The organism is Pantoea dispersa, from assembly GCF_014155765.1.
GTDB classification, from domain to species: Bacteria; Pseudomonadota; Gammaproteobacteria; order Enterobacterales; family Enterobacteriaceae; genus Pantoea; species Pantoea dispersa.
The window spans coordinates 625,992-650,078 of record NZ_SCKT01000002.1 but is presented as its reverse complement, the minus strand read 5'-3'; the positions used below and the strand labels follow the sequence as shown (position 1 = coordinate 650,078).

Annotated in this window: 17 protein-coding genes; 5 read left to right on the top strand and 12 right to left on the bottom strand. The window is 59.0% G+C overall.

The genetic code is table 11. The features are described from left to right. Positions 1-31: 31 nt before the first annotated feature. From H7K56_RS09815 to H7K56_RS09805, 3 genes are read right to left on the bottom strand one after another with little or no spacing between them, the layout of a single operon-like run. A complete protein-coding gene (locus tag H7K56_RS09815; protein ID WP_058758829.1) occupies positions 32-793 on the bottom strand; it encodes an amino acid ABC transporter ATP-binding protein in 762 nt (253 codons plus the stop codon). Further along, positions 786-1,709, bottom strand: a complete 924-nt coding sequence (locus tag H7K56_RS09810) for an amino acid ABC transporter permease (RefSeq protein WP_150360212.1) — start codon at positions 1,707-1,709, stop codon at positions 786-788. Before H7K56_RS09810 ends, H7K56_RS09815 begins: the two co-directional genes overlap by 8 nt. After that, complete coding sequence (locus H7K56_RS09805) at positions 1,706-2,602, bottom strand: ABC transporter substrate-binding protein (RefSeq protein WP_150360211.1); 897 nt, start codon at positions 2,600-2,602, stop codon at positions 1,706-1,708. Before H7K56_RS09805 ends, H7K56_RS09810 begins: the two co-directional genes overlap by 4 nt. 490 nt (positions 2,603-3,092) lie before the next feature. Here H7K56_RS09805 and H7K56_RS09800 point away from each other — a divergent pair, with 490 nt between their 5' ends. Further along, on the top strand, positions 3,093-5,273 hold the full coding sequence (locus H7K56_RS09800) for a TonB-dependent siderophore receptor (RefSeq protein ID WP_150360210.1): 2,181 nt from the start codon (positions 3,093-3,095) through the stop codon (positions 5,271-5,273). Positions 5,274-5,328: 55 nt separating this feature from the next. Here the strand turns inward: H7K56_RS09800 and H7K56_RS09795 are convergent, their stop codons facing one another. The 4 genes from H7K56_RS09795 to H7K56_RS09780 all read right to left on the bottom strand — a co-directional run bounded on the left by H7K56_RS09795 (position 5,329) and on the right by H7K56_RS09780 (position 9,593). Further along, entirely contained in the window at positions 5,329-6,801 is a 1,473-nt protein-coding gene (locus H7K56_RS09795) for an MFS transporter (RefSeq protein WP_211368502.1), read from the bottom strand. A gap of 48 nt (positions 6,802-6,849) precedes the next feature. Further along, entirely contained in the window at positions 6,850-7,446 is a 597-nt protein-coding gene (locus H7K56_RS09790) for a TetR/AcrR family transcriptional regulator (protein WP_058770527.1), read from the bottom strand. 131 nt (positions 7,447-7,577) lie between these two features. Continuing rightward, positions 7,578-8,492, bottom strand: coding sequence for an alpha/beta fold hydrolase (locus tag H7K56_RS09785; protein WP_058770526.1), 915 nt, complete (start codon positions 8,490-8,492; stop codon positions 7,578-7,580). 207 nt (positions 8,493-8,699) lie between these two features. Further along, positions 8,700-9,593 carry a MurR/RpiR family transcriptional regulator gene (locus H7K56_RS09780; RefSeq protein ID WP_058770525.1) on the bottom strand — a complete coding sequence of 298 codons (894 nt, stop codon included), beginning with the start codon at positions 9,591-9,593 and terminating at the stop codon, positions 8,700-8,702. Between the two features lie 407 nt (positions 9,594-10,000). On the opposite strand from H7K56_RS09780, the gene H7K56_RS09775 reads away from it, so the two are divergent. Next, a complete protein-coding gene (locus H7K56_RS09775) occupies positions 10,001-12,133 on the top strand; it encodes a TonB-dependent siderophore receptor (RefSeq protein WP_150360209.1) in 2,133 nt (710 codons plus the stop codon). Then, a complete protein-coding gene (locus tag H7K56_RS09770) occupies positions 12,123-13,283 on the top strand; it encodes an ABC transporter substrate-binding protein (protein WP_375140411.1) in 1,161 nt (386 codons plus the stop codon). Before H7K56_RS09775 ends, H7K56_RS09770 begins: the two co-directional genes overlap by 11 nt. A 905-nt stretch (positions 13,284-14,188) precedes the next feature. On the opposite strand, the gene H7K56_RS09765 is transcribed toward H7K56_RS09770, so the two are convergent. Genes H7K56_RS09765 through fdhF form a run of 4 tightly spaced genes read right to left on the bottom strand, consistent with a single transcriptional unit; the run spans position 14,189 to position 19,965 of the window. Beyond that, positions 14,189-15,133 (bottom strand): cytochrome d ubiquinol oxidase subunit II, encoded by a 945-nt coding sequence (locus H7K56_RS09765; RefSeq protein ID WP_104187202.1) that lies wholly within the window; start codon positions 15,131-15,133, stop codon positions 14,189-14,191. An 11-nt stretch (positions 15,134-15,144) separates the two neighbouring features. Then, the gene (locus H7K56_RS09760; protein WP_150360208.1) at positions 15,145-16,515 is read right to left on the bottom strand and encodes a cytochrome ubiquinol oxidase subunit I; all 1,371 of its coding nucleotides are present in this window, start codon (positions 16,513-16,515) and stop codon (positions 15,145-15,147) included. After that, the gene (locus tag H7K56_RS23365; protein ID WP_150360207.1) at positions 16,508-16,993 is read right to left on the bottom strand and encodes a DUF1641 domain-containing protein; all 486 of its coding nucleotides are present in this window, start codon (positions 16,991-16,993) and stop codon (positions 16,508-16,510) included. Before H7K56_RS23365 ends, H7K56_RS09760 begins: the two co-directional genes overlap by 8 nt. Beyond that, entirely contained in the window at positions 16,993-19,965 is a 2,973-nt protein-coding gene (gene fdhF / locus H7K56_RS09750; RefSeq protein ID WP_150360206.1) for a formate dehydrogenase subunit alpha, read from the bottom strand. Before fdhF ends, H7K56_RS23365 begins: the two co-directional genes overlap by 1 nt. A 303-nt stretch (positions 19,966-20,268) precedes the next feature. Here fdhF and H7K56_RS09745 point away from each other — a divergent pair, with 303 nt between their 5' ends. Together H7K56_RS09745 and H7K56_RS09740 are read left to right on the top strand one after the other, a co-directional pair. Next, a complete protein-coding gene (locus H7K56_RS09745; protein WP_021509546.1) occupies positions 20,269-21,162 on the top strand; it encodes an SDR family oxidoreductase in 894 nt (297 codons plus the stop codon). Positions 21,163-21,236: 74 nt separating this feature from the next. Further along, positions 21,237-23,051, top strand: a complete 1,815-nt coding sequence (locus H7K56_RS09740) for a glycoside hydrolase family 15 protein (protein ID WP_150360205.1) — start codon at positions 21,237-21,239, stop codon at positions 23,049-23,051. A 29-nt stretch (positions 23,052-23,080) separates the two neighbouring features. On the opposite strand, the gene H7K56_RS09735 is transcribed toward H7K56_RS09740, so the two are convergent. Then, positions 23,081-23,944, bottom strand: coding sequence for a DMT family transporter (locus H7K56_RS09735; protein ID WP_021509548.1), 864 nt, complete (start codon positions 23,942-23,944; stop codon positions 23,081-23,083). Between the last annotated feature and the right edge of the window lie 143 nt (positions 23,945-24,087).

Here is a 24,087-nt window from a genome sequence, read left to right as displayed (position 1 = left end):
GCTTCCTGGAGTCAAAAATGAAAAACGGTGCTTACAGCACCGTTGCAATAAAGTTTCTTACCCGTCCGTTTTCCGGATCGTCGAGCACCTGCTGCGTCGGCCCCGCCGCCACAATCCGCCCGCCTTCCATAAACACGATGTTATCGGCCACCTCGCGCGCAAAACCGATCTCGTGCGTCACAATCACCATGGTGATGCCGGAGTGCGCCAGCTGTTTAATCACCTGCAGCACTTCACCCACCAGTTCCGGATCGAGCGCAGACGTGGGCTCATCAAACAGCATCACGCCGGGATCCATCGCCAGCGCACGGGCGATCGCCACACGCTGCTGCTGACCACCGGAAAGATTCTGCGGCCACTCTTCTTCGCGCCCGGCCAGCCCCACCTGCTTAAGCAGCGACAGCGCTTTGCTGGTCGCCTGCTGGCGGCTCTGTTTTTTCACCCGCATCGGCGCATCGACAATGTTTTGCAGTACGGTGCGGTGCGGGAACAGGTTGAACTGCTGAAACACCATGCCGATTTCGGCACGCTGACGCGCAATCTCGCTGCTGCTCAGCTCGTGCAGCGCCTGGCCTTTCTGCTTGTAACCAATGATCTCGCCACCGATACGAATCGTGCCACCATCCAGTTTTTCCAGATGGTTGATGCAGCGCAGCAGCGTCGATTTGCCTGAGCCGGACGGTCCGAGGATCACCGTCACCGAGCCAGCCGGGATATCAAGATTAACTTCATCCAGAATGGTGACGCCGGAAAAACGTTTGGTCACCTTACGTAAGGCGATCGCTTCAGCCATTGCTTACGCTCCTTTCGGCTTTAGGCGCGGAGAAACCGGGCAGCGACTTGAGTAAACTGCGCTTTTCACGGCGCGTGACGCCACGGCCAAAGTAGCGCTCGACGTAGAACTGACCAACCGACAGTACTGAAGTCATCAGCAGATACCACAGCGTCGCCACCAGCAGCAGCGGGATCACTTCATAGGTGCGCTGATAGATGATCTGCGCCGAAAACAGCACATCCTGCAGGGAGATCACCGATACCACCGCCGTGGTTTTCAGCTGGCCGATGATTTCGTTACCGGCCGGCGGCATGATGGCACGCATCGCCTGCGGTAGTACGGTATGACGGAAAATCTGCGCCGGACGGTAACCCAGCGCACGGGCGGCTTCCAGCTGGCCGTTGCCAACGCTCTGAATCCCGGCGCGCACGATCTCAGCCGCATAGGCAGACTGATGCATTACCAGCGCGATCACCGCCGCGCTGAACGGGCTGACCAGCGCATTAGACTGGGTACTCCAGATCTCACCCAGAGCCGGCAGCGACAGCGAAATGGTCGGGTACAGCGCCGCGATGTTGTACCACAGGAACAGCTGTACCAGCATCGGCACGCCGCGGAAAAACCAGGTATAGAACCAGCTGACGCCGACCAGCACCGGGTTGGATGACAGGCGCATCAGCGCCAGCACCGTGCCAAAGGCGAAGCCCAGCACCACCGAAATCGCTGTCAGCTGCAGCGTCATCAGCACGCCCTGCAGGATTGACTCGCCGGTGAAGTTTTCCGCAATCACGCCCCATTCGAAGCGCGGATTGTTGATCATCGAATGCGCCATCGCCACCACGCACAACAGCACCACCAGCGCACTGAGCCAGCGTCCGTAGTAGCGTTTACCGACGATTTTCAGATCGTCGGTGTGGTCGTGAAAGTCACTCATTGAAAGATATCCTGATTACGTTTTGACTCTTTAACCGCGCCAAAGCCGATGCCCCAGTTATCCAGGATCTTCTGGTAGCTGCCATCTTTAATCAGCGAGTTCAGCGCTGCCTGTACGGCAGGTTCAAGCGCGGAATCTTTCGGGAAGGCGACCGATACCGGCGCATCATGCACGGTGATTTCGCCGCTCATGGTCAGCGGTTTGATCACTTTCACCTGCCACAACAGGCCTTCGTACGGACCGAGGAACATCGGCACACGCCCGCTGACCACGGCCTGAACACCCGCCGGGCGATCCGGGAACACTGACACTTTAATCGGTTTTTTCCCGGCCGCTTCACAGGCTTTGCTGGCCTCTTCCAGACGGGTCACCTGAGTGGTGCCGGAACCGGCGCCGACTTCTTTACCGCACACCTCGTCGAGGGTTTTGAACGGCGCGACGTTGGCGTCTTTCCGCGAAATAATGCCGAGACGGCTGGCGTCGTAGTAACTCACGAAGTCGATAATTTTGGCGCGCGCCGGCGTGGCGTTGATGTTGGACAAGGCCACATCGTAGCGGCCGGTTTTCAGTCCCGGAATGGTGTTGTCGAAGCCGCCGGTGTCACGCCACTGCACCTGAATGCCGAGACGCTCACCGACCGCGTTCATGATGTCAATTTCACGGCCGGCCAGCGTTTTGTTGTCTTCTTTATAGAAGGTGGTGGGCGGCGTGTTGGGGTTGGTTCCTGCCACAATATAGCCGCGCTTCGCCACGTCGGCGGGCACCAGGCTTTTCAGCGCGGCATCAGCCTGAACATGCAGTGAGCTGTCGGTTGGGACGGATTGTTCGGCGGCAAACGCGGTGTGCGCACTGAGAGCGAGTGCGAAAAGGGTGATACCTTTTGCGAATTTCACTGGAACCTTTCTCCTGATATTTAAAATGTTTCCCGGCAGGGAAAAGGCGTCGAGGTAGCGATGTATTTTTCCCTTTGCCCATGTCGCGAAAGCCGCGCGGCGCAAAGGATTGTCATCCTCTAACGTCCCGCAGCCATTCTCTGGAAGATAGGCAGCGATCACAAATGCGAAAAACAGATATCTATTGCCGAAATCCGGCAATAGGGTTCTTTGCTGGCCTGAACGCGGCCCTGTCGTCGCGCAAAAATCAGATTGTTACCGCAAATCAGGCACCTGCTTATCCTGCCACGCTGGATGATTTGCTTATTAGCCATAACGTTCCTGTCTAAGCCACTATGTTGCCCTCTTGACAAAAACTGACAAAAAAGCGGCACGGTGAGGCGATTTACGCAGGAATGTAAAGAAGTTGCACACCAATATACAATGCAAACCATTCTCATTATCATGCGCATTTGCTTACAAATGTTAACGCATCAGGGAGATGATATAAGTGAATGTAACTGTATGTGGCAAAAAGCGTCCGGTCGCACTGTACCTGGCAGGCCTGTTAACCTCACCGGTGTTTGCCGCTGAACCCACGGAGAAGCTGGCCGACGATGAGTCAATGATTGTGACGGCAGAGCAAGAGCTGAAGCAGCAGCCGGGGGTTTCCACCATTACCGCTGAAGACATCAAAAAAAGTCCGCCCGTTAACGACCTCGCGGACATCATCCGCAAAATGCCCGGCGTTAACCTCACCGGTAACGGCGCCAGCGGCAGCCGCGGTAATAATCGCCAGATCGACATTCGCGGCATGGGCCCGGAAAACACTTTGGTGCTGATCGATGGCGTGCCGGTCACCTCCCGTAACTCGGTGCGTTACAGCTGGCGCGGTGAGCGCGACTCACGCGGAGATACCAACTGGGTACCGCCGGAAATGGTGGAACGCATTGAGGTGATACGCGGTCCGGCCGCTGCCCGTTATGGCTCCGGTGCCGCCGGCGGTGTGGTCAACATCATTACCAAACGCCCGACCAATGACTGGCACGGTTCGCTGTCGCTGTTCACTAACCAGCCAGAAGATGACAAGGAAGGCGCCACCCGCCGCGCTAACTTCAACCTCAGCGGTCCGCTGGCCGGTGAGGCACTCACCATGCGGCTGTACGGCAACCTGAACAAAACGGATGCCGACGCCTTCGACATCAATACCGCGCAAAATGGCGCTTACGCCGCCGGACGCGAAGGGGTGCGTAACAAAGATATTAATGGAGTGCTGTCGTGGAAAATCACCCCGACGCAGATTGTCGATTTCAGCTATGGCTACAGTCGCCAGGGCAATATTTATGCCGGCGACACGCAAAACAGCAACAGCAATGCCAGCGCCAACGGGCTGGTTGAAGCGCTGTACGGCAGCGAAACCAACCGCCTGTATCGCCAGAACTACGGAGTGGTGCACAACGGCATCTGGGACTGGGGCACCTCTAAGCTTAACTTTAGCTATGAGAAAACCAACAATACCCGTCTGAAAGAAGGCTCCGGCGGCAGCACCGAAGGGATGATCAACAGCGATACGTACGCTACCAGCCGGCTGGAGAGCTATCGCGCCGGCGGCGAGATCAATTTCCCGCTGCAGCTGCTGGTCGATCAAACCGTTACGCTGGGTGCTGAGTGGAATCGCGATGAACTTAACGATCCGGCATCGGTACAGGCCACCAGCGCACCGGGTGTCGATTTCGGCGGCGTTTCCAGCGATGGTTCGCAGCGTGACAGTAAAAACAGCGCCACCATCAGCTCGCTCTATTTCGAAGACAACATCGCCGCCACCGACTCCACCGAAGTGATTCCCGGCCTGCGCTTCGACTATCACGATCAGTTTGGCGCTAACTGGAGCCCGAGCCTCAACCTGTCGCAGGGCCTCGGTGATTACTTCACGCTGAAAGCCGGTATTGCGCGCGCCTTTAAAGCGCCAAATCTGTATCAGTCCACTGAGGGCTATATCCTGTCGACGCGCGGCAACGGTTGTCCGATTGGCCTGTCACGCTGTTACCTGCTGGGCAGCAAAGACCTTGATCCCGAGATCAGTGTGAACAAAGAAGTGGGCATTGAATTCAGTCATCAGGGCTATGTCGCGGGCATCACCTGGTTCCGCAATGATTACAAAAACAAAATCATCTCCGGCACCACGCCGGTGGCTTCAACCGGCTCGTATAACCTGCTGCGCTGGGAAAACGGCGGCAAGGCGATCGTCGAAGGGCTGGAAGGCAATCTGAGCATCCCGCTGATCGCCGACACGCTGGAGTGGCGCACCAATGCCACCTATATGTTCCGCTCGGAGAGCAAAAAAACCGGCAACCCGCTGACGGTAATCCCGGAATTCACCATCAACTCGCAGCTGGAGTGGCAGGCGACCGAGGCGCTCAGCGCCAACATCAACTGGACGCAATATGGCCGGCAGAAGCCACGTCAGTATGCCGAAACCAGCCTCGAGGCCAGCCGCGGTCTGTCGCAGCGTGAAATCAGCCCGTATTCCATTGTCGGGCTGAACCTCAACTACGACATCACTAAAAACCTGAGCGCCAACGCCGGTATCAACAACCTGTTTGATAAGCGCGTTTATCGCGAAAATGCCGGGGCATCGACCTATAACGAACCGGGCCGCGCCTGGTACGCCGGTGTCACGATGTCGTTCTGAGGAATGGACGCCATCGGGTAAAGTGATGGGGGTGATCACACCCAGTCTTCAACCATCAGTCCCGCAACGCGTTGGAACTCCCGCGTGTTTTAAGCACCGCCGTCTGTGCGGCAGGCCTGCGCGCTAGCCGGATGCTCAGCAGCGCGCCGGCCGCCAGACAAATCGACATACACACTATCGCCACGATGAAGGCATGGGTAATCTCTCCTGGCCCCTTGCCCGTGCCCAGCACGGCATAAAAGATCCCGCCGATAATGGCCACGCTCAGCGCCGTGCTCAGTTGCAACGTGGAGCTGGCGATACCGGCAATCATCCCGGCCCAGGCGGGTGCCACGCGTCCGGTGACGATGTGCATCAGCGTCGGCAGCGCCAGCCCCTGGCCAAACCCCACCACAAACAGCCCCACGGCCAGCGGCAGCGCCGCCGGTGACACACCGACCGGCGTGCTGGCCATCAGCCATGCCAGACCCAGCAGGCCGACCACTTCCAGCACCATCCCAGTGGCGTTAACGTAAGGCCCAATCAGCCGTCGCGCAGAGGGCGTGGACAACGGCCCCAGCAGAAAACCCGCACCAAAGGGCAGGAAGATCAGCCCGGCGCTCAGTACGCCCTGATGCAGCGCGCCCTGTAAATAGATCGAGAACAGCAGGAAGAATACGCCAATTGAGTAGAACAGCAGCGCCAGCAGCAGGGACAGCCCCAGACCCGGCACGCTGAAAATCGCCGGATCGATCAGCGGATCGCCGCCCTGCTTTGCCAGCCGGCTTTCATAGCGCCAGAACAGAGTGCCCAGCACCGGCACCAGCAGCAGCGATAGCCACGCCCACAGCGGCCAGCCCGCTTCCCGCCCTTCAATCAGCGGCACGATCAGCAGACCCAGCGTCATCATCGACAGTCCCATTCCGCCAAAATCCAGCTTGCGCGCGTGCTGAGCACGCGTCTCTTTAATCAACGGGATGCCAAACAGCACCACCAGCAGCGCCACCGGCAGATTGACCAGGAAAATGGCGCGCCAGCCGCTATTAAACAGGTTGAGTGAGATCAGGATGCCGCCCAGCGCCTGGCCAATCACCGAGGCCAGACCAAATACCGCGCCGTACAGGCTCAGCGCGCGTGATTTCTCCGCCTCCGGGAAAATAGCCTGAATCGAGGCCAGCGCCTGCGGTGCCATAATCGCTGCAGTGATGCCCTGCAGCACGCGGCCAGCGATCAGCGCGCCCGGTGACCAGGCAAAGCCACACAGCGCAGAAGCCGCTGCAAAACCGGTCAGGCCAACGAAGAACATGCGCCCGCGGCCAAACAGATCGCCGAGGCGACCGCCGGTGATCAGCGTGACGGCGTAAAACCCGGCATAAGACGAGATGACAAATTGCTCCGCCGAGCCGGACGTGGCCAAGTCGCTCTGAATCGACGGCAGCGCCACATTGACAATAAAGAAGTCCAGCGGGGGTAAAAATGCGCCTGTCAGCAGGACGATAAACATCGCCCAGCGGCGTGGCTCGGGATTTAACGCGTGCGGATCAGACATCACAACACCTCACTAAGGAACCGATTGGTTCCAATATGGATAAAAAAATTAGTCGAGCAGACGCATCGTGCAGTCCACTACGGCGTTCATTTCTGCTTCCGTTGCCCCGGTTTTACCGAGGATGCGCATCCCTTCAATCTGGCAAACCAGTAAGCGGGCCAGCACCTGCTCATCACGCTCGGGCAGTTCTCCGCTCAGCTGACCGCGCACCAGTGTTGCCGCATACAGCTGCTGCAAACGCCGGAACATGCGCCCTGTGCGTTCGGCAATCTGTTCATCATGCGCGGCCATCTCGGTGGTGAGTGAAACCACCAGACAACCGCGCCGCCCTTTCTCGCCGCTGGAGAGCGCGGCATAACGCAGCAGCGAGGCACGAATCGCCGCTTTAACCGCGCCGGGCTGCGCCAGAATATCCGAGGTGGCTTTCAGACCTTCGGTCATGTAGATATCCAGCGCGGCCAGCAGCAGCCCTTTTTTATCGCCGAACGCCTTGTAGAGACTGCCGCGCGATAAACCGGTTCCGGCGATCAAATCCGGTAGCGACGCCGCTTCATAGCCGCGATCCCAGAAAACGTGCATGGCGCTGCGGGCGGCCTCTTCCAGCTCGAACTCGCGCGGGCGACCGATGACGGTCAGGTTCTTCATCACTGCCCTCCCCTGTAATTATAAACCAACTGGTTCCTATCTTAGCCGCAATGCCGTGGCTATTGCAAGTCAGCCGCAGCCCCTTCTCGGCGCGGTCGCTTACGCGTGGATATTCACGGTTAAGTGATGCGTTACACAAAAAACTGACGTAACGCGTCGGCCAGCGCCTGCGGTTGCTCATCCGGGATAAAGTGACCACAGTGCGCGAGGCGAATCCCGCTGACGTCGGCCGCAAAAGTGCGCAGCGGCTGGGCCATATCAGCAATAGAGCCCTGATCGGCGCTCACCGCCAGCAGCGGGATCGCCAGTTTGCCCCGGGTTTGCAACAACTGACGATTCTGCTCCGCTGAGGTGCTGACCTCACGATACGCCGCCATGCCGGCGCGCAGCGCGCCGTTTTGCTGCAGCAGCCGCACATATTCCGCCATCTCTTCGTCACCAAACACCATCGGGCTGGCTGCCTTGCGCTGCAAAAACCACTGCAGATAGAGCGCTTCACGACCGGCGATCAGCGCTTCCGGCAGATCCGGCAACAGGTGAAAAGCAAAGTGCCAGGTTTTCCAGGCTTTGTCCGGCGTCGCAGGCAGCGCATCCGGCAGCGTCACGCCGGGAATGCCGGCATCCAGCAGCGCCAGCTTGATAATGGCATCACCGTGCAACATCGCCAGCGGCCAGGCAACCCAGGCACCCACGTCATGCGCGGCCAGGTAGTAATGCTCAACACCCAACTGCTGCAACAATCCCTGCACGCTGTGCGCCAGCGAGGTGGTGTCATAACCGCTGGCAGGCTTGTCGGAATCGCCCTGGCCGGGCAGATCCGGCGCAATGATGAAATAGTCTGCCGCCAGCTGCGCCATCACCTTACGCCAGGCAAACCAGCTCTGCGGAAAGCCCGCCAGCAGTACCAGCACTGGTCCCTGCACATTGCCGCCGCTGACGTAGTGCAGCCGCACGCCCGCGACAGTGGCGTAAGCATGGTTAAATTGCGGCAGGTGACCGACGGGCTGTGACCAGCGCGGCGCGGCGTCCAGGGCAGGCAGTGACATAAGCGTTCTCCGGTTATTTTGGTAAAGAGTATTTCCTTATTGGATGCGATTATGCGCTACCGCGCCGTTAACGCGGACTCATTAAGGAAATGGTTATTTCCTTAATATTAACGACAGCCACGCGCGCCTTGCAAGCGAGTCTGTGAAATAGATCCGGAAGCGAAGGGCGGAGTGAACGCCCCGCCGCCGCGCCTGAGTGATGTGCGGTTATCCCGCCTTCTTCGACGTGGGTTTCAGCGATCGATTGAGATCCTGAATGCGTTTCATGGTTTTAACCGTGCGTGCCGAACTGGCGGAGGCCACCGCCAGAATCAGCATTTCGAGGCACACCAGCACCGTACCGTGCAGCGGCATGCGACCATTTTCACCGCCGCGCGGCACGTTAATTACTACATCCGCCTGCTGCGCAAACGCCGAATCCAGCGCGTGGGTCAGCAGAATCACCGGCATACCCAGCCGCTGCGCCTCTTTCAGCGTCGTCATGCCCTCACGGTGCGCCGATTTCTGTGCCATCATGATCAGTACATCGCCGCGCTGTAGCGTAATCAGCTGTTCTGCCAGCGCAATCCCGGCACGGTTAAGCGTCACCGCCGGCAGGCCGATGCGCCGGAACAGTCGCGCGCTGTACTCCGCCAGAATGCCGGAAGCGTTGATGCCAAACAGCGCCACCTGACGCGCTTCCAGCAACAGTGTCACCGCAGCCGCCACCGCCTGACGGTTAACCGGTTCAGCCAGTACTTCGCAGGCGCGCTGATGGCCGCCCAGCACAAAATCGATGCCGGAGTTGATGTCACACGACAGTTCGCTGATGGTCGCGCTCATCTTCTCTTCCGAGTTTTGCGCCGGGCCAAACCACGCGGCCAGCGTGGTTTTCAGATCGCGCAAACCGGCAAAGCCCAGCGCCTGCACGGTGCGCACCACGGTGGCGTCAGAGGTTTGAGTGGCCTGGGCGATATCCAATGCAGTCGCGTCTAATATAGCCTCACGATGTTCGTGGATATATCGCGCCACCGTTTGCAGGCTGGCCGATAATGTCGTGACGCGCGCACGGTAGCGTTCACCGAATACATCCACCCGATTTTTAATGTTATTTGCCGCCATTATGTTGCCTGTTAGTAATATCGCATCGTTGTGAACCGCGTCGGCAGGCCGGCTTGTAGTGAAAATTTGCGCCGCTACCGCTGTCCACTCCCTTCTCGCCTGGCTTAACCCGGCCAGCTTCAAATGCTATAAAATAAATAATAAGCTGATTTAAAATAAGTTTAATGATAATCCCGGTTCAAAAGTTTCTGCCGCGTTCTGCTGTAGTATCCACACCATCATTTACGTTTACTACTACATTTTTTCATGTTTGAATGATTCTCAATTACATCTCAGCCGCCTTTTTCTGCTGACTGATGGCATAACAATGCCGGGCCGCGAATGTCCTGTTCGTCACCGGCAGCATTTTACTGATAGCTTCGTTGCGCGGAATAAATAATCCCGCAATTACACCAGGTTTATATTCGATGCAGAACAACTCACCGCGGGCGGTTAAATTACTGTGCCATCCGGCTATCCTTGCCGCTATTTACGGCGTAACGGCACTCAGCAGTACTGACAGCCTTGCCGCTGAACAAAACAGCACCCTCACCGTGACGGCGCAGCAGCAAAACAGTGACGACGGCTATAGCGCCACCAGCAGTTCGGTCGCCAGTAAAACGCCGGTGTCGCGCCTCAATGAAGCCCAATCGGTGAGCGTGGTGACGCAACAGCAGCTGGAGGATTATCAGGCCGCCAGCCTCGCCGACGCGCTGCGCTTTGTCAGCGGCGTAAGCGAAGGCAATACGCTGGCAGGTACCGAAGATGGCTTTGTACGCCGCGGCTTTGGCAGCAACTCGGATGGTTCCATCTATCGTGATGGCGTGCGCAGCAGCCAGGGGTTGAATTTCGACGCCACCACCGAACGTGTCGAGGTACTGAAGGGCTCGGCTTCGCTGCTGTACGGTATCCAGAATCCCGGTGGCGTGATCAATATTGTGAGCAAAAAGCCGCAATACACCTGGCACACCAAAGTCAGCGGTCGCGCAGCCAGCGAGGGCGGCGGCGCCGGCACGCTGGACGTCACCGGCCCGCTCGGCAACGGTTTTGCTTTCCGCCTGATTGCTGAAAAGCAGAATCAGGATTACTGGCGCAATTTCGGCAGCGATAAACACACCTTAATCGCCCCCTCGCTACAGTGGTATGGCGAGCAGGCCAGCTTCCTTATCAGCTACGAAGATTATCAGTACGATATTCCCTACGATCGCGGCACGGCGTTTGTTAACGGTAAGCCAGTAGCGATTGGCTATAAAGATCGCCTGGACGATAAAGCTAACCATGCGTGGGGCCACAATAAAACCCTGAACGCGCATTACGACTGGCAGTTCAATGAGGCGTGGAGCACGCGCCTGACTTTTGGCTGGAACCAGCGTCAGTACGACAACAACGAAGTGCGGGTTACGGCGATCAACCCCACTACCGGCGTGGTGACGCGCCGCGCCGACGCCAACCGTGGCTTCAACCATAAAACCAAATACGTGGCGTGGGATGTGATCGGTTCGCCGCAGCTGTTTGGCATGACGCACGATGTGGTGTTCGGCACCGATTATGAAATGAACCAGACTTACCGTGCGCACCAGTATCAGGGTAAAGCGAACACCGGCTTCAACCTGTACGATCCGCAATACGATATGCTGGCACCGATCACCAATAGCAGCAGTGAAAACAGCGCCAACGCCAACCTGCTTAACCGCCTGCACAGTCGCTCGGTATACGCCAAAGACAGCATTTCGCTCACCGACGACTGGATTGCGGTGCTGGGCGGACGTTATCAGCACTATGAACAGCGCGCGTCAAAGGGCTTCGATCCGGTGGTGCAAACGCTGGACAGCGAGGGCAACAAGTTCCTGCCGCAGGCCGGGTTGATTTACAAACTGACGCCGGATGTCTCACTGTACAGCAGCGTGAGCAAATCCTTCACGCCGTCGACTGACGTCGACGATGACGGCAACGTCGGCAAGCCAGAACAGGGCACCACATGGGAAGTGGGCAGCAAGTGGCAGATTTCGCCCCGGCTGTTTGCCAGCGTAGCGCTGTACCGCATCGACGAACGCGATATGTCGCTTAATATCAACGGCACCACGCGCGCCATCAATAAAGCGCGTTCGAGCGGCGCTGAATTTGAGCTCAATGGTGAAGTGCTGCCGGGCTGGGATCTGAGCGCCAACTACAGCTACGATAAGGCCGAAATCGTCGACGATGGCGTCAACCCGGCGAACAAGGGCAACCGCCTGCAGAACGCACCGCGTCACGCCGGGGCACTTTACCTGAGCCATAATCTGACGCTGAACGGCATTCCCGGTGACTTCCGCGTCGGCGGCGGTGCGCGCTACGTTGGCTCACGCGCCGGTGATCCGGAGAACAGCTTTACGCTGCCGGATTATGTGGTCGCCGACAGCTTTATCGCCTGGAATAATCAGCTGTTTGGCGAGAAAACCCAGCTGAAGCTTAATCTGAATAACCTGTTCAATAAGCACTACTACACCTCCAGCGGCGGCAACCTGCGCGTGCGCGAAGGGGAAACCCGTAACCTGATGGTCGAGGCCAGCGTTGAATTCTGATCGAGCGAAAAAGCCGCTGACGTGGCGTGCCTGGCTGGCTGCCCTCCTGCTGCTGGCGTTCAGCACCAGCGCGCTGGCCAGGGTGATCACCGATATTGACGGCAATCGGGTAGAGATTCCCGATAGTCCGCAGCGCATCGTACTGGGTGAGAGCCGCATGCTGTATACCCTGGCGCTGCTGGCGCCGGATGACCCGTTCCGCCACATCGTCGGCTGGCCGCGCGATCTGCAAAAGTATGACAGCCAGACGTGGAACAGTTTTGCGCAGCGGTTTCCGCAGATGCTGAACATACCGACGCTCGGATCGGGCGGCCCTCAGGCGATCAATCCGGAGCAGATTCTCGCCCTGCGACCGGACGTGGTCATTCTGCCGAGTCTGGCGCGCTACGATGATGCCGATCTGAGGCTGGTCAGCATCCTTAATGCTGCGCATATTCCGGTAGTGAAGATCGATCTGCGCGTACATTTGTTAAAGAACACCCGGCGCAGCGTAGAGATTTTTGGTGAGGTGCTGAATCAGCAGGCACGCGCGGCGGCGTTCAACCGCTTTTACAGCGCGCATCTGCAGGTGATCGAGGAACGGCTGGCGCGCTATCACGGGCCGAAACCCACGGTGCTATTGCAGTTGCATCTGGGACGGCGCAACGAGTGCTGCGTGACGGCGATTAACGGCAGTCTGGGCGAGCTGCTCAACGCCGCCGGCGGCGACAATATTGCTGGCAAAACTCAGCACGGCGTGTTTGGCCGTTTGAGTGAGGAGCAGGTGATCGCAGCCCAGCCTGAGTATTACTTTGCCACCGGCTTTGGCGATAACGCCAGCGCAGGCCTGCTGCGCCTCGGGCCGGACGTCGCGCCCGACGCGGTGCTGAGCAGTTTCCGCCAGCTCACCGCGCAGCAGAACGGCCTGCGTGAGCTGAAGGCGATTCGCAACGGCCATGCAGCGGCAATCTGGATGAATTTTTATCTCAGCCCGTGGCATATTGCGGTGACCGAGTTCATGGCAAAAACGCTGTATCCGCAGCTGTTCGCCGATATCGATCCGCAGCAGACGCTGGAAACCCTGTTCCGCGATTTCCTGCCGATCCCCTATCGCGGCACACTGTTTATGCGCATTCCGGCGGTGGATTCATCCAGCCAGCACAAGCCATAGCGGCGCAGCGGTTGGATCAGCTCGATAAATCGCGCCGCTACAAAGCGTGCCAGTGACCAGTACCGTTATCACATTCTGCACCAATCGTAGCGGCGCAATTTATTGCACGAAAACACAGCGGCACAGCGGTTGGATCAGCGCGATAAATCGCGCCGCTACGAAACGTGCCAGCGACCCGTACCGTTATCACATTCTGCACCAATCGTAGCGGCGCAATTTATTGCGCGAAAACACAGCGGCGCAGCGTTTAGATCAGCGCGATAAATCGCGCCGCTACAAAGCGTGCCAGCGACCAGTACCGTTATCACATTCTGCACCAATCGTAGCGGCGCAATTTATTGCGCAAAAACACAGCGGCGCAGCGGTTGGATCAGCGCGATAAATCGCGCCGCTACAAAGCGTGCCAGCGAATAATTCCGTTATTACATACTGCACCAATCGTAGCGGCGCAATTTATTGCGCAAAAACACAGCGGCGCAGCGTTTAGATCAGCGCGATAAATCGCGCCGCTACGAAACGTGCCAGCGACCCGTACCGTTATCAAATTCTGCACCAATTGCAGCGGCGCAATTTATTGCGCGAAAACACAGCGGCGCAGCGGTTGGATCAGCGCGATAAATCGCGCCGCTACAAAGCGTGCCAGTGACCAGTACCGTTATCACATTCTGCACCAATCGTAGCGGCGCAATTTATTGCGCAAAAACACAGCGGCGCAGCGGTTGGATCAGCGCGATAAATCGCGCCGCTACGAAACCTGCCAGCGACCAGTACCGTCATCACATTCTGCACCAATCGTAGCGGCGCAATTTATTGCGCAAAAACACAGCGGCGCAGAGGTTTGATCAGCGTGATAAATCGCGCCGCTACGAAACGTGCCAGCGAATAATACCGTTATAAACACTTATTTATGCCTGCGGCTGGCGCTTAAACACCCAGAACGCCCAACTGTGGTACAGCAGCGTCAGCGGCAACACAATCAATAAACCCGTCACCACGAACCCCTGCGTCACCGGCGAGGAGGCCTGCTGGTGCATCTCCAGCTGCCACGGCAGCAACCACGGATAAAGCCCGCACGCCAGCGCCGCGACCACCACGCCCGTCTGCACCAGCGTGATCATCAATAACGCCACCATCGCTTCCCGCCACAGCGTAAGCAGCTGCAACAGCCACAGCGCAGGCAACAGGCTCAGCAACACTTTTCCCGGCCAGCGCTGCCAGCTCTGCTGCCACAGCGCCGGCTCCAGCAGCAGCACGGCGATAAAGCAAGCCAGCGTCACCACCCACCACAGCATGGCCAGCGCCCGCGCCCGCTCCACCACCGGCTCACCAATGCGCCAGCACAGCCAGCAGCAGCCCAGCAGCAGATCAACCGCCACCAGCCCGAGACCGCACAGCAGCGGCACCAGCGAAAAATCAATCACAATCCCGCTGGGCGGACGCGACACCAGCATCAACCCGCTCATCCAGCCTGGCAGAAACGCCGCCAGCAGCGAGCTGAACATCAGCAGCCGGTCCAGCCAGCGTCGCCCGGTCTCGCCAGGCTGGCCGCGATACGCCAGCGCCAGCCCGCGCAAAAACAGCGCCAGCAGGAAGAGAAACAGCGGCACTTTCAGCGTTTGTAACAGCAGACTGTACAGCGGCGGAAACAGCGCCAGCATGCCGCCCGCCAGCAACACCAGCCAGGTTTCATTGGCATCCCACAGCGGCAGCAGACTGTGCACCATCCACTGCCGCTCTTGTGGCTGGTCGAAACTGTACAGCAGCATCCCCACGCCGCTATCCGTGCCATCCAGCGCCAGATACATCAGCAGGGCAAACAGCAGGAGCACCGCAGAAAGTTCGACCAACATTCTCACCCTCCTCAGGCTGGCGTCTGTATGGTTTCCGCTACCGCCGTCGCCTGCGGATCCGGCAGCGGTGCCGCCAGGTGGCGCAGCAGATAACACAGGCCAAAGGCAAAACTCAGTGCGTAAATCACCACCACCGACACGAAAATGGCGACGCTGCTGCCGAGGGACATTGGCGCCAGGCTGTCGGCGGTACGTAGCATGCCGTATACCGTCCACGGCTGCCGGCCGACCTCCGTCACCACCCAGCCCGCCAGCAGCGCAATGAAGCCAGCCGGTGACATCAGCGCCAGCAGACGCAGCACGCGCCGCGACTGATCAAGGCGGCCGCGCCAGCGCTGCACATTGCCCGCCAGGCTGCTCAGCAGCATCAGCAGCGCCAGTCCCACCATCAGGCGAAAGGCAAAAAACACCGGCAGCACCGGCGGCAGGCTGTCGCGCGGGAATTCACCCAGGCTTTTGATGTGGCCGCTGAGGTTATGGCGCAGGTAGAGCGAACCGATAGCCGGGATCGCCAGCTCGGCGTGATTCCGCTGCTGCGCCTGATCGGGCAGCGCAAATAGCCGCAGCGGCTCGCCCTCCCCTGGCGCAGGCGGCTGCCAGCCGCCCTCGATCGCCGCCAGTTTAGCGGGCTGATAGTCACGGGTGTTTTCGCCATGCAGATCGCCCACCACCATCTGCAGCGGCAGGATGCACAGCGACACCATCAGCGCGCTGCGCAGCATCAGCCGGCTGGCGGCCTCGCCAGCATTACGCAGCAGGCGCCACGCCGCGACGCCACCCAGCAAAAACGCCACGCTGATCCACGAGGCCAGCAGCATGTGCGCCAGCCGCCAGCCAAATGAGGGCGCGGAAATCAAACTCCAGGCGCTGTCAGGCATAAACTGACCGGCGTCATTGAGCGTAAACCCGCGCGGCGTTTGCATCCAGGAGTTAGCGGCGAGGATCCAGAAAGCGCTAAAAATCGCGCCGAGCGCCACCAGACAGGTAATGGCGAAATGCACGCCGGGTTTCACCCGATCGATGCCAAACAGCATCACGCCGGTCAGCGCCGACTCGAGGAAAAAAGCGATCAGCACTTCATACAGCATCAGCGGACCGATAATGCCGCCCGCTTTGCTGGCAAACACCGACCAGTGGGTGCCGAACTGAAACTCCATGATCACGCCGGAGACGGTGCCAATCGCCACGGTGAGCGCGAATACCTTGATCCAGAAGTGCAGCGCCTGATGCGCTTCCGGCCGCCTGCCCCATAGCCAGCGCGCTTCAAACCACACCAGAAACGGAGCCAGCCCCAGCGTCAGCGCCGCCAGAGTAATGTGCATGCCCATCGTCAGGGCAAACTGACCGCGCGCGATCAGCAGCACCCACTCCTGGCTACTCACGGCTCGGCTTACCGCTGTAGCGGGTGATCGGCTTCTCCTCGTCACCCTGCATGGCGCGTGCGAAGGTTTCCAGCGCCGCCAGCAGTGGCCGGATACCCTGCCACAGCGCCTCATCATTTAGCAGTTTGAGCACACCGCTGACGCCCGGCGCGCTTTTCTCCTGCTGCGCCGTGTCGCTGGCCGGCTTCATCGCCAGCAGGGCATCGCGTAGCGCCAGCAGCAAATGGTTGAAGCGCTCTGGCGGCACGGTGCTGAGCGTCATAAACAGCAGCGACAGGTTCTGAACCGCATTCTGCGTGCCGGGCCGGTTAAGCCCGGCGGCGACGATTTTGCCGATGTCATTGTTGGCTTTTACCACGTCGTTAGCCAGACGCAGGAAACCGTGCTGATGCAGATTCTCCAGCAGCTCATTCAGCGCTTCCTGCGCGCTGGGTTCGGTGCGCGTCGGAGTGGGTTGATAGTGCAGCGGTTCGGCCATTAGCTTTTCTCCGGATGCGAAACGTGTTCAGGCGGCAGCCGGTATTCAGGCTGCTGCCATTTTTGTTCAACGGGCAGATGATCCAGCGGCGTGCGCTGGCCGTGGCGGAAGTTGTGCAGCGGAATCGGGTGCGGCTGTGGCGCATGCGCCAGTTTGCGCATCATCACCGCAATTTCCTTGTAGGCGGGCGTGTTGACGTCGGGATCGTGATGTTCACCGGTCAGCCCGTTAATACCCGGTTTGCCATGGTGAATAGGAATGAACAGCACATTGCCGGCCATCCGTTCGGTCACCACCACCGGCACCTCTACGCTGCCCCGGCGCGAACGCAGTTCCACCCAGTCGCCCTGCTGTAATTGCCGCTCCTGCGCCAGCTGCGGCGAAATCTCAACAAACCAGTTGGGCGACAGCGATTTGATGCGCCCGCCCTGCCCGGTCTGATTAGTCGACTGGAAATGCTCCAGCATACGTCCATTGTTGAGCAGCAGATCGTACTGCTCATCGGGGGCTTCCATCGGTGGCTGCCACGTCAGTGGATACAGACGCGCTTTGCCATCAGGAAAGGCGAAACGCTCGGTGTACAGCAGCGGCGTGCTGCTGCCGTCGGCGTTTACCGGCCACAGCTGTGACTGCCAGCCGACGAGGTTCTCATAGCTGACTCCGGCAAACAGCGCGGCGATACCCGCAGCTTCTGCCATGATGGCGCCGGGATTCGGGTAGTGCCAGTGATGGCCGAGACGCGCCGCGACCTCCGTCAGTATCTGCCAGTCAGGCCGGCTGTCGCCGAGTGGCGCAAACGCAGGCGAGAAGTGCTGAATGCGCCGTTCGGTATTCACGAAGGTGCCCTCTTTCTCCAGGCTCGGACAGCCGGGCAGCACCACATCCGCGAACTGCGCGGTACGGCTCATGAAGATGTCCTGCACCACCATGAAATCCAGCCGGCTAAAGGCTTCGTGCACTTTGGTCGAGTCCGCATCAGAAAAGGCGGTCTCTTCGCCGATGATGTACATGGCGCGCACCCGCTGTTTATGCGCGTCTTCCACCATCATGAAGTTATCCAGCCCGGCTTCCTCGGAAAGCGCTTCCGGTGCCACGCCCCAGGCGCGCGCCCATTTTTCCCGCACCTGCGCATCGGTCACTTTTTCGTAGCCGGGATAGACATTGCTTAAGCAGCCAAAATCGCTGGCGCCCTGCACATTATTGTGACCGCGCATCGGGTAACCGCCGGTGCCAGGGCGGCCGTAGTTGCCGGTGACCAGCAGCAGATTGGAGAGCGCGGTGCTGGTATCCGCACCGTGGCTGTGCTGCGTAATGCCCATCGCCCACAGCAGGCAGGCGCTGCCCGCGTTGCCGATCATCTCGGCGGCTTCGGTCAACTGCGCCACGCTCAGACCGGTGATTTCACTGGCCATCTCAAGCGTAAACGGCGCCAGTGACGCGCGATATTCCGCCACCTGATTCACGCGCGTGCGCAGGAATTCTTCATCGGCATAACCGTGATCGAACATGTAGCGCGCCATCGCCGACGCCCACACCATGTCGGTACCGGGACGGATGCGCAGATAACAGTCGGCGCGCTCAGCCATTTCGTGACGGCGCGGATCGACCACCAGCAGCTTTTGTCCGCGATGTTTGTGGCTCTGCTTGATATGTGACGCGAAAACCGGGTGGTTTTCCGCCAGGTTGCTGCCAACGGTGATGATCAGGTCGGTCTGCTGCAGATCGCGCAGCGTACCGGCATCGCCGCCGTAGCCCACGGTGCGAAACAGCCCTTCCGTCGCCGGGTTCTGGCAATAGCGCGAGGAGTTGTCCACGTTATTGGTGCCGAAAATCAGACGGGCGATCTTCTGCGTCAGGTAGGCTTCCTCATTGCTGGCTTTACTGGAACCAATAAAACCAATGGCGTTACCGCCGTGCTGGCGCGCCACCGCGCGCAGGCCGTCGGCCACGCGCTGTAGCGCCTCTTCCCAACTGGCCGGGCGGAACTGGCCGTTTTCACGAATCAGCGGCGTGGTCAGCCGGTTCGGGCTGTTCACAAAATCCCAGCCAAATTTGCCTTTGACACAGGTTGAGATGCCGTTAACCGGCGCATCGGCCACCGGCTGGATTTTCAGGATATGGCGATCGCGCGTCCAGACTTCAAAACTGCAGCCGACACCGCAATAGGTGCAGACGGTTTTGGTTTTTTTAATTTCGACTTTGCGCAGCGCATCATCGATCAGCGAAATTCCGGTGATCGGCTCCATGCCGATGCTGTTTTCCAGTGATTTGACGAAATCTATCAGCGGCCGCTTCAGGTCTTCATCCATCGCGGTGAAGGGACCGGCGTCGGGCTGCATGGTTTTTTCCAGCAGCGCGTTGCACGGACAGACGGTCACGCAGTGCCCGCAGCTGACGCAGCTGGAACCGGCAATCTGCGTCCCGCCATCCCACAGCACGCGCGGGTGATCGGCGTTGTAATCAATCGACAGCGTCTCATTCACCTCGACATTCTGGCAGGCCTCCACGCAGCGTCCGCACAGAATGCACTGATCCGGATCGTAGGTATAAAACGGATTACTGTGGTCTTTGCTGTCCGGTTTGCGCTGGTAGGGGTAATACTGAATCGGAATGTGCATATCCGCGACGGTGTTATGCAACGTGCAGTCGCCGGTATTGTGTTCACATACCGTGCAGTAGAGTTCGTGGCGATTGAGGATGCGGTCCATGCCCTCCTGCTGTGCCGCCTGCAGCACCGCGCTCTGGCTGACCACGCGTAAGCCCTCGGCGCTGCGTAACGTGCAGCCGCGCACCGCTTCGCCATCCACCTCCACCCAGCAAACATCACAGGTTTGCAGCGGCGGCAGCGCCGGGTGATAACAGACATGAGGCAGTTTTTTTCCCTGCTCCTGCAGAAAATCAATTAACGGTTGATTTGCGGTTCCGCTTAAGCGCTCACCATTAAATATAATGGTACATTGTGCTTCGCTCATTTAACGCCTCGTTTAAGCCATCGCTCATAATTATTCGGGCCGGCCAGCGCCGGTTATTATGTAAAGTTATGCTTAGAGCTTAGAAACAAATATCTTTCGTGCAAGCAGGCCGACTCGCTTAATAACTCGCATGGCTTACGCAGCGTTAAAATAATCATTACGTTAGTGATTTTGTAACTAAAAATATCATTTCAGTTACGCCCGTCCCGCTTTAATAAATCGCGACTGCTTATTTTTTGACGTGACAAATATCACATCTCTGCCAGGCTTAATTTACACGTTCCACTGTACAAGGAGATAGGTATGACTTCATTTACTAACAAAACGCTGATTACCCAGGAATATCCAAAGCCGCCATTCAAAAAGCAGCATCAGCCCATTCCGGGATTAGCCAGTAAGATGGAACCCCGTCCCGATCACGGTGAAACCAGCTATCGCGGCACTGGCCGTTTAACCGGGCGCAAGGCGCTGATTACCGGTGGCGACTCCGGTATTGGTCGCGCGGTAGCCATTGCGTATGCCCGTGAAGGGGCAGACGTGGCGATCAACTACCTGCCGGAAGAGGAGCAGGACGCCGCTGAAGTGGTGCAATTAATCGAAGCGGAAGGCCGTAAAGCGGTGGCGATTCCGGGTGATATTCGCTCAGAATCTTTTTGCCAGCAGCTGGTGAAAGAGGCAGCAGAAAAACTCGACGGCCTGGATATTCTGGTGAATAACGCCGGTCGCCAGCAATTTAATGAGTCTATCCGTACGCTCTCAACGGAAGATTTTGACGCCACCTTTAAGACCAATGTTTATGCGATGTTCTGGATCACCAAAGCGGCACTGGAATATCTGCCTGCCGGATCATCCATTATTAATACCTCGTCGGTTCAGGCGTATGAACCGAGCGCCATCCTGCTGGATTATGCGCAAACCAAAGCCGCGATCGCCGCCTTTACTAAAGCGCTGGCGAAGCAGCTGGGCGAGCAGCAAATTCGCGTCAATGCTGTAGCACCAGGACCGTACTGGACCGCGCTGCAGGTGTGCGGCGGTCAGCCGCAGGAAAAAATCGAGAAGTTTGGTGCCAGCGCGCCACTGGGGCGTCCGGGTCAGCCGGCTGAAATCGCGCCGTTGTACGTGACCTTCGCTGAAACCACCAACAGCTTCACCTCAGGTCAGGTGTGGTGCTCCGATGGCGGTACCGGTACCGTCTGACCGGGGAATTCCACCCGCATTACGTGGCTGCCAGCAGGCGGCCACGCTGCCGTTTCTGCTGACAGGGAAGATCCATGAATAATCAAACGTTCCAGTCGCCGGTGCGCGAACGGGGCTTCGCGCGTCTCGGTGACTACGCGGCCATCGGCGAGGGCCGGTCGGTGGCGCTGATCGCGCCCGACGGCGCGATTGACTGGTGGTGCGCGCCCAACCTTGACTCCGCCCCGCTGTTTGATCGCCTGCTCGATCCCGAGATCGGCGGTTTTTTCCAGATCGAACCTGATGCCCCTTATCGTACCGAACGCGCCTACCGTGCTGACAGCAACGTACTGGAAACCCGCTTTTTTACCGATAACGGCAGCGTACTGCTGACCGAATCGCTAAACAGCACGCTGGCTGGTCGTCTGCCGTGGAGTGAGCTGGCGCGGCGCGTGGAAGGCGTTGACGGCGAAGTGACGCTGCGCCTGACGCTGCGCTTTGGCACCGTTGCCGAAACCCGCTCGCCGTGGCAGGACAGCACCGAACAGGGCGACGTCTACCACGTTGGCGATCTGCTGGCGATGCTGCGCACCAGCGAGGACTGGCAGATCGAACAGCGTGACGATGAGCAAATCAGCGCTACGCTGCGGACGGCTGCGGACAGTCGATCGCTAGTGGCGTTGCTGGTCACCGAGCGCGAACCGCTGGCGGTGCCGCCGCTGGAGGCGATCGATACCCGGATTGAAACCAGCCATACCGCCTGGTGCGACTGGACCCGAAGCCTGAGCTATCAGGGGCGCTTTGCTGAGCACGTGCGCCGCTCGGCGCTGTCGCTGAAATTTTTATGGTATTCCCCCACCGGCGCGCTGGCGGCGGCAGCCACTACCTCGCTGCCGGAAGGCATTGACGGGGAAAAGAATTATGACTACCGCTATGCATGGGTACGCGATGCCTGTCTGATCATCAAAGCCTTTGTTTTTCTCGGTGCGCTGGAAGATTGTAAAGCGGCGTTCTCCTGGCTGTCGAAAACCATCATTCGCCATGGTACCGCGCTGCGCACCTGCTACACGCTGGAAGGCGACGAAGTGCCTGCCGAACGCTTCGTGCCGCTGCGTGGCTATCATCATTCCCAGCCGGTACGCGTGGGCAACAACGCCCGCGACCAGCTGCAGCTGAGCATGTACGGCGATATGCTTGCCACCGCCGAGCTATTTATACGCGCCGGGCACGTGCTGGATTTAGCCACCTCGCGCATGCTGGGTGCGCTGGCTAACCACTGTGCCGATTTATGGCGGCTGAAAGACAGCGGTATCTGGGAACTGCCGGAACAGCAGCACTATACCCATTCAAAGATGGCCTGCTGGCTGGCCCTCGACCGTGCCGTGGCGCTGGCCGAAGCGCGCCACATTGAACCGACCTGGCTGAAACGCTGGCAGCGCGAGCGCGACCGCATCAGCAGCTGGATTGAAGCGCACTGCTGGAACGAAGAGAAACAGGCGTATGTGTTTTATCCCGACAGCAACGGCAGGCTGGACGCTGCGCTGGCGCTGGTGCATCCCTATGGCAGCCGCGTCAACCCGGCACGTATGCAGGCCACCTACCGTGCCATTGAGCAGGAACTGGGGCACGGTAGCGCCATGCTGTATCGCTACAGCGGCACGGAACAGGAAGAGAGCACTTTTATCGCCTGCTCGTTCTGGCTGGTGGAAGCCTGGGCGGCGCTGGGAGAATGCACGCGCGCCGAGAACGCCATGCAGCAGATTCTCGGCAAACTGTGCCAGCGCGGCAACGTGGAAACTTTCAACGAAATGTTTGATGTGCGCAGTGACGAATGGCGCGGCAATATGCCGCAGGGCCTCAGCCATCTGGCATTAATTTGCGCCGCACAGGCGCTGACCGATCATGGCTGAAATGCCCCGCCGGCTGGCGGGGCATGATGTTAACGTGAAGGCTGTGGCGCACGAAACACCAGCAGGATACCCGCCAGAATCGCCGCCATGCCCAGCAGGCTCAGCCACGGCAGTCGGTTACCCAGCAGCAGATAGTCGAGCAGCGCGGTAATCACCGGCACCAGATAAAACAGGCTGGTGACGTTAACGATACTGCCCGCGCTCAGTAAGCGATACAGCAGCAGCTGGGCCACCACGGAGATCATCACGCCGAGGAACAGCGCGGCCAGCCAGAAATGTAGCGTGAAGCTGACATGAAAAGGTTTAACCGGCAGCAACAGCAGGCACAGCAGTAAACTCACGCCGTACTGCAGCGGCAGCACCTGCGCCGGATGCTGCGTCACCCGCTGCTGCATGATGGCACCGAAGGTCATGCACAGCAGCGCGGCCAGCGCAAACAGCACGCCGCTGAGCGGCAGCTGCGACGCCGCCAGACTGCGCCACACCAGCAGTATCAGCCCCGCCAGCGCGACCGTTAAGCCCAGCAAGCGCCTGCCCGGCAAACGCCGCTCCACCAGGCACAGCGTCAGAATAGGCTGGATGCCCATGATGGTGGCGATCAGCCCTGGCGTCACGCCCTCCGCCATCGCCTGGAAATAACACAGCGAATAAGCGCCGATCAACACCAGGCCGGTCAGCATCACGCGCGGGCGCGTACCGGGCTGCGGCAGCCAGCGGCGGCGAAACAGTCCCACCAGCAACAGTGCGACCAGCGCGATGCTAAAACGCACCACCAGCAGTGCCAGCGGTGAGGCATTATCCAGCCCGAGACGCGAGAAAATGGCTGCGCTGCCCCACAGCAGCACAAAGCCTGACGTCGCTGCCTGCGAAGTCAGCGAAGAAGAAGAACGCATAGCATTGCTCCTGAAACAAACGTTGTTAGCGCGCTCGCTAAGCGAGGCGCAGAAAGTTCGATACTTAGCGAATCACAACGCGTGCCGGAGGTGGCGGGCAGCAAGGCGCATACAGGCGAAAGTCAGATGACGATGCGGAATCA